A 13176-nucleotide genomic window follows, 5' to 3' on the forward strand; every position below is an offset into this window, starting at 1 on the left:
TCTTATGAAATCATTTAAAATCAATTTATTCGTGCTTTTCTGTGGTCTGATGTTTTTTGCGTCCTGCAAAAGCAATAAAGAACAAAACCTCTCCGGCGTTTATGTAAATGATGGTAGAAGCGAGTTTAGCGTTGCCTCAGATACACTTATCATATCCGAGTTGAATTCTGAAAGTATGACATTTCTGATTGAGAGACATACCGGATTCAACTCAATCAAAAATGGCAGAATGTTGCCTCGGCAATATGAGCAAAGTAAATGGGTTGGCAATTGGGATGCGAATCATCAGGTCCTGACAGAGGGCCAATACGGCAGGCAAATCAGGATTTCACCCGATCATCAAGGCATCCTGTTAAGAACTACGCCATATCAAAAAGTAAAAAACTGATATCCTATTCAAACGATAGTACTGTCCGGAAATCCCGGGAGAAGGGAGGATTATGAAAATTTTTAAGGTTACACTACCGATCAGTCTTGCTTTTGTGCTGGTATCGGTATCTGTGGAAAATGCCAGGGCACAGTTCGTCATTACAGACGTCATTAAAGCTGCAGCTACGAAAGTAATTAAAGCGATCGATCTCAAAGTTCAGCGCATGCAAAACCAAACGATCTGGCTACAAAATGCGCAAAAGGCTTTGGAGAACCAGCTTTCCAAACTCCGGCTGGACGAAATTACCAGTTGGACCGATCAACAGCGGCAGCTTTACAGCAACTATTATGATGAGCTGTGGCGGATCAAATCTGTGATCACTTATTATCAGCGGATCAAGGATATGACCGCAAAGCAACTGGCGATGGTCAGGGAGTATCGGCAAGCCTGGGTCGTGGTCAACCGGGATGGCCGGTTCAGCCCGGCAGAATTGAGCTATATGGAAGAGGTATATGGCGGGATGCTGGATGCCAGTCTTAAGAACCTGGATCAGATTATGTTTGTCATTAATGGGTTCAAGACCCAAATGACCGATGAGCAGCGTCTCGTACTCATCAATAAAGCGGGTGACCGGCTCGATGAAAACTATGATGACCTGCATCGCTTCAACGAACAGAATATATTACTCAGCCAGCAGCGGGGCAAGGAAACAGGTGAAATAAAAACTATCAAAAAACTTTATGAAATTCCGCAATAACGACAATACCAGCAAAAGCAGTACACATGTTTTTAAGCTGTTTTTCTACATTTTTTGGATCCTGATCGTTTCAGCCATGGGCTCAAACGTCCATGCACAAACTTTCGCGGAATGGTTCCGGCAGAACAGTACGCAAAAGAAATACCTGCTTCAGCAGATTGCCGCTCTCCAGTTATTGGGCGGCTATGTCAGGGATGGCTACAGGATCGCAGGCAAAGGGCTAGGTTCCATTTCCGGTTATCTCAGTTCGGAATATACCCTTCACAGCGGATTCTATTCCAGGCTCGAAACGGCTGATCCTTCGATCAGAGAAAGCCCGGAGATTACCGAGATACTGAACTGGCGGAGCGAAATACTCAAGGCATTGGGACCGGGTGATGCCTACACCGGATTGATGCCTCAGGAGCAGCAATACGTAGCAAGAGTGGGGGATGTCGTCCAAATGGACTGCGATTCACAGATCGCTCACCTTGAGCAGGTCATCACGGATGGTCAGCTGAAAATGAATGATTCCGAGCGGCTGCGGCTGATCGGTCAGATCCATGGAGCGATGCAGGACACCTATCGCTTTGTCCTGACTTTCCTGAACAGTGTTAGCATACTGGTCATTCAGCGGCAACAGGAAAAGAACGCTATTCAAACGAGCAACGCTTTATACTTCAAGCATTAACCATTTCCTTATGAAGCATCTTTTGAAATACATTTTACCCCTGGTTTTACTGTTGTTTTCCTTCATCTCTCCAGAGAAGGCATCGGCTCAAAGCCAGGAACTCCAGCAATTAATCCTGGATGTGGAGAAACTAACTCAGTTCAAGAATATCCTTAACGATATGAAGACCGGCTACCAGATTTATAATAAAGGATACGGCCTGGTCTCGAACTTATCCAGAGGTAATTTTAACCTGCACGATCTCTACCTGGGAAGCTTGATGGCCATCAACCCTTCCATCAGGAATTACGGGCGTGTAGCGGAGGTCATCAGTATGCAGGTTAGTTTAGTAAGCGAATATAAGTCTGCGATCTCCGGATTCCGGAGGCGGGGCGTTTTCAGCGCGGCTGAGCTTACTTATATGGAAAATGTGTATTCCAAACTTCTCGCCGAAAGTTTGGATGACCTGACGGAACTTACTCATTTGATTACCGCAAATGAACTTCGGATGTCAGACGCCGAGCGCATCGAAGGCATTGACCGGCTTTATGCGACAGGATCGGATAAGCTACAGTTCCTTCGGTCTTTTAACCGGCAGGGAGCGCTGCTCGCTATCCAGCGCGCCAAAGATCTGGCGGACAGCCGGACAATGAAACAGGTATTTACCATTAAAAATTGATCATGATGAGAAACAAATTATTATTCGCCGGAATCGTCGCCGGGGCCATGATGCTATTGCCATTCAATTCCCGCGCCGCAGGCATCGCTGATGATATACACGGATTACAGGCAACCCTCGACAGCGTTTATAATGATATGCTGCCATTATGTGGCGAACTCATCGGTGTCGGCCGCGCGATAGCGGGTTTTGGTGCATTACTTTATATCAGCTACCGGGTGTGGCGTCAGATCGCAAATGCCGAGCCTATCGATTTTTATCCCCTGATGCGTCCCTTTGCCTTAGGTATCGCATTGATAATTTTTCCGGGCGTGATCGCTGTGATCAATGGCGTCATGCAACCGACCGTCACCGCTACTTCAGGGATGGTACAAAATTCGGATGCCGCCATTGAAAGACTGTTGCAGGCTAAAGAGGCGGCAGTAAAGCAGACGGAAACCTGGCAAATGTATGTAGGAGATCAGGGTGACGGTGATCGGGAAAAGTGGTATAAGTACACCCATCCGGATGATAAATCCGGCAGCAATGAAGGATTATTTGAAAGTGTCGGCAATGACGTAAAATTCGCCATGGCCAAAGCATCTTATAATTTCAGAAATACGGTAAAGCAATGGATGTCAGAAGTTTTACAGGTGCTTTATGAAGCCGCTGCACTTTGTATCAATACCATCAGGACCTTTTACCTGATCGTGCTTGCCATTCTCGGGCCAATTGTTTTTGGTTTAGCGGTATTTGATGGATTTCAGCATACGCTGTCCGTCTGGTTAGCCAAGTACATCAATGTATTCCTGTGGCTGCCGGTTGCCAACATCTTCGGGGCCATCATCGGCAAGGTCCAGGAGAACATGCTCAAGCTGGATATTTCCCAGGTGGAAAATACCGGTGATACTTTTTTCAGTTCCACCGATACTGCCTACCTGATCTTCCTGATCATTGGCATCCTCGGTTATTTCACCGTGCCCGGCATTGCAGGATATATCGTGAATGCGGGTGGCGGCAACGGTTTATTACAAAAAGTAAATACGCTGATCAGCCAGTCATCCCGTACGATTACCCAGGCCGGTACAGCCGGAGGGCAGCGCGCCTTAAACGGTGCGTTTAATCTCGCGGCGGCACCCGGTGATTTTGCGGCAGGATACCGGTCCGGTGGCAGGGAGAATCAGACTGACAATTACCAGGCCGGGCGCTTATCCGGTGATAAAGATAATAAAGTCTCTTAACCAAAAACGACTGCCATGTTTACACATCTGAAAAATATCGACACCGCCTTTAAGCATATCAAAGTTTTCAGCATCGTGCTGATCGGCGCAAATATTTTCATTACCTGTTTTGTCTGCTATATCAATGGTAAAACCGTTGCCAGGGCACAACAAACCGTCCATATCCTTTACAACGGGAAAGTGCTGGAGGCGCTAGCTTCTGACCGGAAGAGCAATCTGCCGGTAGAGCTGCGGGATCATATCAAGACTTTTCATGAGGATTTTTTCAACCTTAGCCCGGATGACCAGGCCATACAGGCTAATATCTCCAAAGCGCTTTACCTGGCCGACGAATCTGCCAAACACCAGTACGATAACCTCAAGGAGTCCGGATATTTCAATAACCTGATCTCCGCGAATATATCGCAACAGATCAAGGTAGACAGTATGAGTTTGGAGGGAAACCAGTTTCCCTATTCTTTCACCTGTTACGCGACCGAAAAGCTTATCCGGGCGAGCAGCACAGTAACCCGGAAGCTGGTGACCCGTGGGGAGGTCCGGGATATGCAGCAACAGACCGATAATAATCCACATGGATTTCTGATCCAGCACTGGCAGGTATTGACGAACCGCGACACAACGATTAAACATTAATCCTATGAACCTATTCAGCAGACAACCGAAAATTATTGACGCGGCAAATGATCCGTTGGCGATCAGGATCGCCGGTAAGGTCATCCGGTGGCAGTATTATGTCAGCATGCGCATGAATAAGATGGTCGGTAATTATTCCCTTCGCCGGCAAGCGGGGATACTGGCCGCGATCATTGCGGTATTTGCGGGGGCGATGGTAGCCAGTTTGATCCTGCAGCGCGGGAAGTCGGCGCCGATTACCAGCGGAAGCTACGTTTCCCGGCATATCGGCGAAGCGGCAAATGGCCAGCCGCCCGGGGAGGATACCGTATTAAAAACAGATTCATTAACCCATCGAAAATAGATCTTATGAAAAAGCAACAACAGAAGGCTGCGAAGCCGCAGCATAGCAATGAATTTTTAAAGAAAAGACGATTCCTTATGGTATTACCCTTGCTGGTACTCCCATTTACCACTATGGCATTCTGGGCACTTGGCGGGGGGAAATCTGCAAAATCGGCTTCTCCCGTGGCAGAGCAGAAAGGGATCGATATGGCTTTACCTTCAGCGCAGTTTAAAGAAGATAAAGCCAAAGATAAAATGGGGATTTACCAATCCTCGAACAACGATTCCGCTCATGCTACAGATGGCATCAGCCAAAGTTTTGTTGAGCGCATGGGTTTCGGGACGCGGAATAATCTCGTATCGCCAGAACAGCAGGCAGATAAAACGCTTAGTGTGAAGCCTTACACGGCCGATCAGCAATCTGCAAATATCGAGGCGCGGCTCTCACAGCTTAACCGTCAGCTCAATCAGCACCAGCCCGCGGCAATAGCCACTTCTTATAGCCCTGAGCACGCGGAAGCGGTGAAAAATGTCGAGCAGATCCAGAAGTTGGTTAACGGTATGCATACTGACAACACCCCAGACCCTGAAATCCAGCAATTAAGCAAGCTGATGGAGCAGTTGCAAACCTTGCAGAATTCACAGCATCCCGAAGCAGCGTTGAATACACCGACGCATCCAAAAACGGATTCGGCTGCGCAGCCCTTCCGCGCTGTCCCTGCGGTGGTTGCCGGTAAGCAGAAAGTAGCAGATGGCGGAGCAGTGAAATTGATTCTGACCGATACGGTGTCGGTTAAAAGCCAGGTTTTGGCCAAAGGACAGGAACTTTTCGGCGTGTGCCAGATAACCAATCAGCGGCTGCTGCTGACGATCCGGAATATCAGGCTGGACAAGCAGATCCTGCCGGTTAACCTGACCGTCTTCAGTCTGGACGGGATGCCGGGTATCCCTGCCCCTGAAGCGGAAATTTCAGGACCGGCCATTTCGGCCGGCGATAATGCCATTCAAAGCATGCAGTTTTTATCCGCCGATCAAAGCATTGGCGCGCAGGCCGCTGCTGGCGGCGTAAATGCTGCCAAAAGCATTTTTAGTAAAAAGGCCAGGAAAATCAAGGTGCGGCTAAGCGATGCTTATCCTGTTCTGCTTAAGATCAATCCTTAAATCGTAATGAAAATTATGACAAACCGGGTACTCCTGGTCTTCAATGATTGGGAGGATAAAAAAAAGTCCATGGACCCGCTGATCAGGGCAGGGGCTGCCGACGATGCAGGTATCAGCAGGCTGCAGTATCATCATCTCCGGGAAACCCGCCACCTGCTTGTTGGAACAGTGCGGCCGGATGAAAAGCCTTTTATGTTGTTGCTGAATAAGCAGATCAAAAACCTGGAGCATCAATTATACCCCAATCCATTGGTCAGGTTTATTCAACGGTTGAAAGATCGTTACATCGACCAGCCTGCTTTCCTGGAACAACAGCGTATTCAGCGTGAAAATAATATGATCGAACTCAAGAGGATCCTTAGAAACTCTGGTCTTAATTCGATGGCAGGCCGATTGGAAGATCACCTTGATCAGTACCGTCGTCAAATTGACCTTGCTGTAGGTTCGCAATTGGAACAGGACAAGAAACTCGGATTGAACCTGCATTTTGAAAAAGATCCCTATGGTAATTTCCAACTGACCCAAATCGACGGCAAGTTGCTTCACGGCAGCGTTGAAGTGAGCGCGTACACCTTTATAAAATCCGACTGGCCGGAAATTAAAGTCGGTCAGGTCAGGGGACTTTTGGAAGGCCGCGCCCTCAAACAACAGTACCTGGATTTCGAAGGACGGGAACGTCAGCGCTGGGTGCAGCTCGGTTCCGAAGGCATCCGGGAGTATCATCCGGATTATGCCTTTGATATTGGAAAAGCATTAGCCGATTTTCCCGCACTGCCACCGGATAAGGGGGAGATTATCCGGCTGCTCGAAAACGGTCAGCAGGTAGAAACGCAATGGAAACAGCACGGGCAATCACACGAGGTTTTCCTGCAGGCAGACCCTGCAAACAAAATGATCCTGCTTTTCGATGCCGATTATCGGCCCTTCAAACCACCTCAGCCTGAGTACAAGAAAGAAAAGGCGGATAATAGCATTAAAGCGGAACCTGAATTATCAAACTTAACAAAAGGAGTGAAAAATGGATCGCGCCACAAACTTGTTTGAATTGAAGAACCAACTGGCTGACCTTGGCTTTGTTTCGCCACAATTGGTTGACAGGCTGAGAGAAAGTGTCATGAGTGATAACATTCAGTGGCAAATCCAGCACCGCGAGGTTTCCGAGCGGGTAGCGTTCGACTTCTTTTTCGATCTGTACCGCCCGGAACGGGATGGCCCGGTCGTTTTGTATGGTTACGACGCGGCTTTATACCAACAAAATACCATGAACGAGAGCTGGCGGGGCTTCCATGCCGATATCTCCAAGGAAAGCGCCGCTCAGGTGCTGGCAAAGGCATTGGTACAGCAATTACCCGATGAGCAGGCAAAGCCCTGGATGCTGAATCAGGAAGGTGTTAAAGCTTACCTGGCAGAAAACAACCCGAAGCGAATTGATTATTTCCAACAATTAAATCATAGTCCAATGAATCAGAACGTAGAATTTTTGAAGAACAGTCTGCTGAACCTTGGGTTTGGCGAGAAGCTGAACGGTGAAATGGAAAAGCAGATCAAAGCGAAAACGCCTGAATTTAACCTGACCACGCAACAGGAATATAACCAGCGCAAAGTGGATTATACGCTTCACTTTAAGGCCGGGAATAATCAGGATATGTATTTCCTGAATAAATTCGACGCCTCCGTAAAACAAGGCAATGAAAACACCACGCAAAGTTTTTATATCAACAAAGGTAACGGCGTTACGGCGAAGGAAGCGTTTAACCTTATGGACCGGTCGGATGGCCTGGACGGCAGGGCGGTATTCAAGCAGCTGTTTAATAAAGATCAGGAAAAATATCATGCCTGGGTGAAGCTGGATTGGAAGGACCTGACCGATGGCGGGAATGCCCGTTTAAAGCAGCACAGCTTTGACGTCGAAAAATTCCTTGACGGCAAGGGAATCAAGGAAATGAGTGATCCCAAATCAAGGGAGGACCTGCTCCGTTCGCTAAAGAAAGGCAACAAACAGCAGATTACGGTCGAAAAGGACGGCAATGAGCAGAAGTATTTTATCGCTGCCAACCCGCAATATAAAACCGTCAACGTCTTTGACCATCAAATGAAAAAGATGAAACGGGAAGAATTGTTCCCGTCTGCCCAGAAACAGGAAACAAGTCAAAAACAAACCAGATCAGAAAAGCAGGGTGATTCTTCAAAAGCGCAGGAGCCGGAGAAAAAGCAGTCCCGTAAAAGCAGTATAAAAGTTTGATCGTCGTCACAGCAAATCACGATTGTTCTCAAACCAGTAGTAAATCCATATTAATCATCATCTTTGGCTTTAATGAGCTCTCCTAAGCTCATTGTGATAAGGTTTAGGAAAAAGTCCCGGCGGCGAGCGCTTTGGGGCTTTTATTTTTGGCGGCGATTGAGCGGAACTTTCAACACATCAATTTAAACCTGCCGGAAATCTTTATTTTTGAACATGATCGTCGAGGAACTCATTTATTTTGAAAAGCAACAGCTGAAGCCTGCTGATCCTTTGGATGTGCAGGTATCCAAGATTCAGGCTTTTTTTTCCGGCTTTCCTCCTGTAAGTCTTGAAAAACTAAAATTTTTTGTGGTCTTACTCAAAGAACGTCAGGCTGAAGAACAACGCTATCAGGGATTTAGTCTCTACAAGCTTATTTCGGTTTTTCTCGTGGTTAGTGCAATTATCTCGGCTTTAGCGTTCAGGGGGGGATCGCCCTTCCAGGAAATCAGGATGGGATTTCTGATGGGATCAATGATACTGGCTGTTTTATGGATATTCCTGCTGATGCAACTTATCCACTCAAAGAAAAATTTAAAATATCAGCTTCTTATTCGTGTATTGGAATCTCATATTGCGAAAATCTCAATGGGCTAACCCGGTTTTGCATGATACTAATTCTAGCGACTTTAAAATTATTTTGTCATAAATTTTTAAGGCATTCAGTAATAATAAATATCCTGCATCTGATCAAAAATTCCGGCTAACCTGAAACCGGAACGCTTTAATACTTTTGCAGCCGGAATATTACGCCGGTTGACAACGGCTGCCAGTTCTCGGACCCCTTTACCTTCCAAATGTTTGACTACTTTCGGCAGTAAGCCCGTCATTAATGCTTTGCCCCGGACGTGTCCTTTCAAATAAAATTCGATAAAAAATGGATAGTGTGCCAGCTGGTAATGCTCTTTAGCCACTACCGGCGGTATAAGGTCCAGAACACCTAATAATGCACCGTTCGACTTTGAGCGGATCAAATGGACCTGGTTGCGGCCGGAATAGAAATTTAATATAGCGGTACTCAGCCAGATCCTGGCCTCATGCAATGATGTGAGTTTTTTGTCGGGTAGGTATTGTAACGTATGCTCATCGGATAATAACTGATAGATTTCCAAAGCCAGTCTTTCATGTTGCAGGACATCATTTGCGGCTAAAGGTTCGATACAATAGGCATCGTTTTCGATAAAGGTCATATCCGGAAACGTAGGGCGATGTTTTTAGCGACTGCACTAACCAGGTCCGCCGTAATACCTTGAATTGGTTTTTCCGCCACCCAAAACTTACCTTCTTTAATGATCGTCACCGGCTGGCCGTCCAGCAGCAGATCGATGATCTGTGTTTCACGCGTAATTGCTTCTTTGTTCAAGATCCTGAAACTATGATCTTGATTCTCAAAATTTATCCTTAGTAATTGTCCCATACCCAGCGGCTGAAATTAATTTATTTTTTCTTTTCGGTCAAATGAGGCGATCATGCCAGCCATTTAGCAAATTAAAGGTGCATTGCATAAGCAATATGTCTGTTATGCTCCTTTTGGGACTCTTTTTAATGCAGAAATGCCGGCGATCGGACAATTTATTTAGCGTATGATAATGCTTTTTTGAAATGACTCAATACCTTTGATTTATGCACTTTGGTAGAAACGAAATAGACATAACAAATTTTGATCATCACTTGCCGGCGGACAGCGCGAGAACTTTACGGGTTTTCGAAAACGCGGAACCTGTGGGTGATTTTGAAGCCTTTGTGGGCGCGCCAAAGTGGGGTTATAAGAATTGGATCGGCAGCTTATATCCCAAAGGAACCAAAGACGCAGACTTTTTAAGGAATTATGCCAGGTATTTTAATACGGTCGAGCTTGGGGCTACATTTTATCAGCCACAACCCCGGGAAAGAATCGCCGCCTGGAAAGAAATGGTTCAGGACATACCTGACTTTAAATTCTGCCCCAAGTTTCCGCAGAGTATTACGCATATCCGCAGGTTTCGCAATGTAGAGGAACAAACCAACGAATTTTACACTAATATCTCCGTTTTCGGAAAACATCTCGGACCTTTGTTTCTTCAACTGGCGGATAACTTCTCACCCAAGAGCTTTCCCGAATTGAGGTCCTATTTATCATCTTTACCTTCAGATGCGCCTTTGTATATCGAAGTAAGGAATAAAAGCTGGTTTGCAGCTGAAGAACACCGGAATAGTTTGTTTAACTTGCTCGGTGATCTAAATATCGGTGCGGTCATCTCGGACACGGCCGGAAGGCGGGATTGCCTACACATGGAACTGACGATACCACACGCTTTTATACGATTCGTTAATTGCGGGGACGAGCGAACAGATTTACTCAGGTTAGATGAGTGGGTCAAACGGCTTAAAGCGTGGAAGCAAACCGGCCTCAAGTCCCTTTACTTTTTCATCCACGCCGGCGACGCGCCTTCATTGTCATTGTATGATTATTTCATTGATAGCCTGAACCGGGAACTCAGCTTAAAAATCCAGATTCCCGGTCAGTCGCTTAAATAATTTATGATGGAAGATCAAAATCCTACTTTTAGTTTTGAACTGGATTACGCAGGAGAAAAAGTCAGGTGCCGGGTGAACATGCAGGCGCAATCCTGCGAGATATTGTTCGACGGTCGCTTGATCGCGACTATAGCCCTTACGGGTGATGCGACCTGGATACAGGAATCGGGCGTCATACTGCCAGATTCGATCATTCAAGAAATTGGCCTTCGGGTCGAAAGTGAATACCTTTAAGCTTAAATCAACCATGCCAGAAATTCCTGATCTCAACATATTCCGTGACAACCTTGCTAAAAAGCTTGCCGGCAGAACTTTGTCAGCCATTCATATTCCCATAACCCGTCAACTCAAAGTTCCGGAAATCGTCATACAGGAATCCCTGGAGGGGCATGCTTTAACCGATATCAGGAGAACAGGCAAAGAATTACATTTTATATTTCAAAACGGCCATGTATTAAGTGTGCACCTCATGTTGCACGGTACCATGTACTGGTATGAAGGTGAAAATACAAACAGGTTTACGATCGCGGAATTATTATTTGAAGACCAAACCGGTCTTGCAATCACGGATTGGCAGAAAGCGGTAATCCTGAACCTCGATCCCAAGCCGGCTGTCGCCCCCGATGCCATGCAGTTACCGGACGGATATCTGCGATCGGCATTGCCGAAGTTATCGAAACCCATTAAAACTGTGTTGACCGAGGGCAAAACTGTGCAGGGCATAGGAAACGCCTATGTTGATGAGATCCTTTATGCCGCCAAAATATCACCTTTTTCCAAAGCCAATAAAATCCCTGAAACAAAAATTGAGATTTTAACCGCAGCGATTAAATCAGTATTGACCGATGCTGAAAATCATATCCGTCACAACTTTCCGGATACGATCACCGAAAAGGAACGTGATTTCTTGCAGGTACACCGCCCGAAACAAAGCTTAACACTCAGCGGCGAGCCTATTCTAAAGGCTGAAGTGGATAAACGCAAGACGTATTATACAGAAAGCCAGCATTTATTTGAGTAAATTTGTTAGGTCCGCGGGATCTTACCGTTTAAGGATAATAATTCCTGATTTGCCATTATGCCTGAGAACGCTTTGACATTAACATCTCTTTATGATCGGTTGGCTCACTTGCTTCCAGGCATGCGGGTAACGGTTGGGCCGGACCCTGAAGATGCCGATTGTCAGCAAAGAAATATCCAAATACATGTTAGCGGCCTCATTGCAGGACTGCAAGTGCTTTACTTATTTGAGATCATTGATATTGCTACGAGGTTAAATGGCCCAAGAGTGGCACAATTCGGACAGCGCATGAAAGCGCTCAAGGCATCCAAAGGCTTTCTTATCCACAACCAGAATCCCAATAAGGACGTTTATAAATTCAGCCGCAGAAATGGTGTCGAACTTGTTTATCAGAATGGAATCTTGTCCGGAGATTTTATGATCGAGCCGGAAGTTCCAGTCAAATTTTTCAATCCGACGCTAAGTGCAGCGGAAGTGAATCAAACTGTATTTTATAACAATGCCATGTGCTTGAACCCTCCTCCGTGCCTGGAACAGGTACCTGAAGATTTCGGAATAGTTTCTTTGGATGGGGGGCAAACACAAATCAAACTGGGCGATTACATTGCCGGGCAATACCTGCAGAAACGGCCCAGCCTGCTTGGTTATGAAAAATTGAAATTACAGGATGAAAGAGTGTTTACCCGCTGGAATAACAGCTGGTTGCTGACGGAGTTCACCGTCACATTCAAATGGAACAAACCGGCATGTCTCGTTTACATGAAATCAGCCGAGCTTCTGGCTTTTCAATCTCAATGGGAAGGTAAAAAGATCACATCGGAATTTAGAGTCCGGAATTTGAGTTTGCCGGAACAAGAACGCTGGATAATCATCGGTAATCCATATGATATGCCTGTTCATTGTCATCTGCTTTACGAAAAACCGATGAAGCTCCCTGAAGAAGATATGGAAGCCTGGATTCCCCGGCATATCGTATATAAAGAGGATTGATCATTGATCTGGCAAATCTTCCGGCACTTCTTCCGGATGATTTTTAAGGTACTACAAAATGGAACACTGGGATGAATAAACAACATCACAAAGAAATAAAACTTCACAGTGATTCTCACCGTTATCTCAGAGAATCTCAATTGCTCTGGGACATGAGGGGAAACAAAGCTGCGGTGTCTAGTGAATGTTCTCAATGAACATAGTTCAACTGAGTTCACAGATTTGTTAGTGCTGGATGTGTACTTCCAACGAACATACCCGTTTCCAAAGAAGGAAGTGAAGCCAAATATTTGCAGATACTACAGAGTCTTAGAGTGATACAGAGCGCTGTCTAAAGGTCTTAAAGGTATTGCAGAATCACTACAAGAATGAGAAACTAACTTTGATATCCAAGTTCATAGATGCAGCAGCTGCTGCTAGTTGAATGGGAAACACGAATGAGAATTTCTGAGAATGCTTGTGTATATGTGTTAGTTATTTCCTATGAAATACGAAGGAGTTATACATACAGCTTGCATACTAATGAATGATTCTAGTATAATACGACACAGTAGTTTTGAAATGGAGAGAGCTA

General features: G+C 45.9%; 17 protein-coding genes. 15 read left to right on the forward strand and 2 right to left on the reverse strand.

The genetic code is table 11. The features are described from left to right. Positions 1–4 precede the first annotated feature (4 nt). From ACEN9X_RS14425 to ACEN9X_RS14475, 11 genes are all read left to right on the forward strand, one after another. A complete protein-coding gene (locus tag ACEN9X_RS14425; protein ID WP_413671013.1) occupies positions 5–388 on the forward strand; it encodes a hypothetical protein in 384 nt (127 codons plus the stop codon). Between the two features lie 52 nt (positions 389–440). Beyond that, a complete protein-coding gene (locus tag ACEN9X_RS14430) occupies positions 441–1127 on the forward strand; it encodes a conjugal transfer protein TraI (RefSeq protein ID WP_413671014.1) in 687 nt (228 codons plus the stop codon). Then, positions 1111–1797, forward strand: a complete 687-nt coding sequence (locus ACEN9X_RS14435) for a hypothetical protein (RefSeq protein WP_413671015.1) — start codon at positions 1111–1113, stop codon at positions 1795–1797. The genes ACEN9X_RS14430 and ACEN9X_RS14435 overlap by 17 nt, the downstream gene beginning before the upstream one ends. 10 nt (positions 1798–1807) lie before the next feature. Then, entirely contained in the window at positions 1808–2455 is a 648-nt protein-coding gene (locus ACEN9X_RS14440; protein ID WP_413671016.1) for a TerB family tellurite resistance protein, read from the forward strand. Positions 2456–2460: 5 nt separating this feature from the next. Next, positions 2461–3675, forward strand: coding sequence for a conjugative transposon protein TraJ (gene traJ, locus ACEN9X_RS14445; RefSeq protein WP_413671140.1), 1215 nt, complete (start codon positions 2461–2463; stop codon positions 3673–3675). A 15-nt stretch (positions 3676–3690) separates the two neighbouring features. After that, positions 3691–4308: a conjugative transposon protein TraK gene (traK, locus tag ACEN9X_RS14450; protein WP_413671017.1), complete on the forward strand. Its 618-nt coding sequence runs from the start codon at positions 3691–3693 to the stop codon at positions 4306–4308. A gap of 4 nt (positions 4309–4312) precedes the next feature. Beyond that, on the forward strand, positions 4313–4651 hold the full coding sequence (locus ACEN9X_RS14455; RefSeq protein ID WP_413671018.1) for a hypothetical protein: 339 nt from the start codon (positions 4313–4315) through the stop codon (positions 4649–4651). 5 nt (positions 4652–4656) lie between these two features. Next, a complete protein-coding gene (gene traM / locus ACEN9X_RS14460; protein ID WP_413671019.1) occupies positions 4657–5793 on the forward strand; it encodes a conjugative transposon protein TraM in 1137 nt (378 codons plus the stop codon). A 6-nt stretch (positions 5794–5799) separates the two neighbouring features. Further along, positions 5800–6837 (forward strand): hypothetical protein, encoded by a 1038-nt coding sequence (locus ACEN9X_RS14465; RefSeq protein ID WP_413671020.1) that lies wholly within the window; start codon positions 5800–5802, stop codon positions 6835–6837. After that, entirely contained in the window at positions 6812–8035 is a 1224-nt protein-coding gene (locus ACEN9X_RS14470; protein ID WP_413671021.1) for a hypothetical protein, read from the forward strand. Before ACEN9X_RS14465 ends, ACEN9X_RS14470 begins: the two co-directional genes overlap by 26 nt. A gap of 213 nt (positions 8036–8248) precedes the next feature. Next, positions 8249–8671, forward strand: a complete 423-nt coding sequence (locus ACEN9X_RS14475; RefSeq protein WP_413671022.1) for a hypothetical protein — start codon at positions 8249–8251, stop codon at positions 8669–8671. A gap of 65 nt (positions 8672–8736) precedes the next feature. Here the strand turns inward: ACEN9X_RS14475 and ACEN9X_RS14480 are convergent, their stop codons facing one another. Continuing rightward, positions 8737–9264 carry a GNAT family N-acetyltransferase gene (locus tag ACEN9X_RS14480; RefSeq protein ID WP_413671023.1) on the reverse strand — a complete coding sequence of 176 codons (528 nt, stop codon included), beginning with the start codon at positions 9262–9264 and terminating at the stop codon, positions 8737–8739. Beyond that, a complete protein-coding gene (locus ACEN9X_RS14485) occupies positions 9261–9437 on the reverse strand; it encodes a hypothetical protein (RefSeq protein ID WP_413671024.1) in 177 nt (58 codons plus the stop codon). Before ACEN9X_RS14485 ends, ACEN9X_RS14480 begins: the two co-directional genes overlap by 4 nt. A gap of 260 nt (positions 9438–9697) precedes the next feature. Here ACEN9X_RS14485 and ACEN9X_RS14490 point away from each other — a divergent pair, with 260 nt between their 5' ends. Genes ACEN9X_RS14490 through ACEN9X_RS14505 form a run of 4 tightly spaced genes read left to right on the forward strand, consistent with a single transcriptional unit; the run spans position 9698 to position 12602 of the window. After that, positions 9698–10591, forward strand: a complete 894-nt coding sequence (locus tag ACEN9X_RS14490) for a DUF72 domain-containing protein (RefSeq protein WP_413671025.1) — start codon at positions 9698–9700, stop codon at positions 10589–10591. Positions 10592–10597: 6 nt separating this feature from the next. Further along, complete coding sequence (locus tag ACEN9X_RS14495; RefSeq protein ID WP_413671026.1) at positions 10598–10825, forward strand: hypothetical protein; 228 nt, start codon at positions 10598–10600, stop codon at positions 10823–10825. A 13-nt stretch (positions 10826–10838) separates the two neighbouring features. After that, complete coding sequence (locus ACEN9X_RS14500; protein WP_413671027.1) at positions 10839–11612, forward strand: DNA-formamidopyrimidine glycosylase family protein; 774 nt, start codon at positions 10839–10841, stop codon at positions 11610–11612. A 57-nt stretch (positions 11613–11669) separates the two neighbouring features. Further along, positions 11670–12602 (forward strand): hypothetical protein, encoded by a 933-nt coding sequence (locus ACEN9X_RS14505; RefSeq protein ID WP_413671028.1) that lies wholly within the window; start codon positions 11670–11672, stop codon positions 12600–12602. Positions 12603–13176 lie beyond the last annotated feature (574 nt).

Origin of the sequence: Mucilaginibacter sp. Mucisp86 (assembly GCF_047324315.1) — a bacterium.
Classification (GTDB): Bacteria; Bacteroidota; Bacteroidia; order Sphingobacteriales; family Sphingobacteriaceae; genus Mucilaginibacter.

Excerpts from the sequence above, each read along its gene's own strand:
- ACEN9X_RS14505 (WP_413671028.1), top strand. The coding sequence starts at position 11,670 with ATGCCTGAGAACGCTTTGACATTAACATCTCTTTATGATCGGTTGGCT.
- ACEN9X_RS14430 (WP_413671014.1), top strand. The coding sequence starts at position 441 with ATGAAAATTTTTAAGGTTACACTACCGATCAGTCTTGCTTTTGTGCTG.
- ACEN9X_RS14475 (WP_413671022.1), top strand. The coding sequence starts at position 8,249 with ATGATCGTCGAGGAACTCATTTATTTTGAAAAGCAACAGCTGAAGCCT.
- ACEN9X_RS14495 (WP_413671026.1), top strand. The coding sequence starts at position 10,598 with ATGGAAGATCAAAATCCTACTTTTAGTTTTGAACTGGATTACGCAGGA.
- traK (WP_413671017.1), top strand. The coding sequence starts at position 3,691 with ATGTTTACACATCTGAAAAATATCGACACCGCCTTTAAGCATATCAAA.
- ACEN9X_RS14425 (WP_413671013.1), top strand. The coding sequence starts at position 5 with ATGAAATCATTTAAAATCAATTTATTCGTGCTTTTCTGTGGTCTGATG.
- ACEN9X_RS14480 (WP_413671023.1), bottom strand. The coding sequence starts at position 9,264 with ATGACCTTTATCGAAAACGATGCCTATTGTATCGAACCTTTAGCCGCA.
- ACEN9X_RS14500 (WP_413671027.1), top strand. The coding sequence starts at position 10,839 with ATGCCAGAAATTCCTGATCTCAACATATTCCGTGACAACCTTGCTAAA.
- ACEN9X_RS14435 (WP_413671015.1), top strand. The coding sequence starts at position 1,111 with ATGAAATTCCGCAATAACGACAATACCAGCAAAAGCAGTACACATGTT.
- traJ (WP_413671140.1), top strand. The coding sequence starts at position 2,461 with ATGAGAAACAAATTATTATTCGCCGGAATCGTCGCCGGGGCCATGATG.
- ACEN9X_RS14490 (WP_413671025.1), top strand. The coding sequence starts at position 9,698 with ATGCACTTTGGTAGAAACGAAATAGACATAACAAATTTTGATCATCAC.
- ACEN9X_RS14440 (WP_413671016.1), top strand. The coding sequence starts at position 1,808 with ATGAAGCATCTTTTGAAATACATTTTACCCCTGGTTTTACTGTTGTTT.
- ACEN9X_RS14470 (WP_413671021.1), top strand. The coding sequence starts at position 6,812 with ATGGATCGCGCCACAAACTTGTTTGAATTGAAGAACCAACTGGCTGAC.
- ACEN9X_RS14455 (WP_413671018.1), top strand. The coding sequence starts at position 4,313 with ATGAACCTATTCAGCAGACAACCGAAAATTATTGACGCGGCAAATGAT.
- ACEN9X_RS14465 (WP_413671020.1), top strand. The coding sequence starts at position 5,800 with ATGAAAATTATGACAAACCGGGTACTCCTGGTCTTCAATGATTGGGAG.
- traM (WP_413671019.1), top strand. The coding sequence starts at position 4,657 with ATGAAAAAGCAACAACAGAAGGCTGCGAAGCCGCAGCATAGCAATGAA.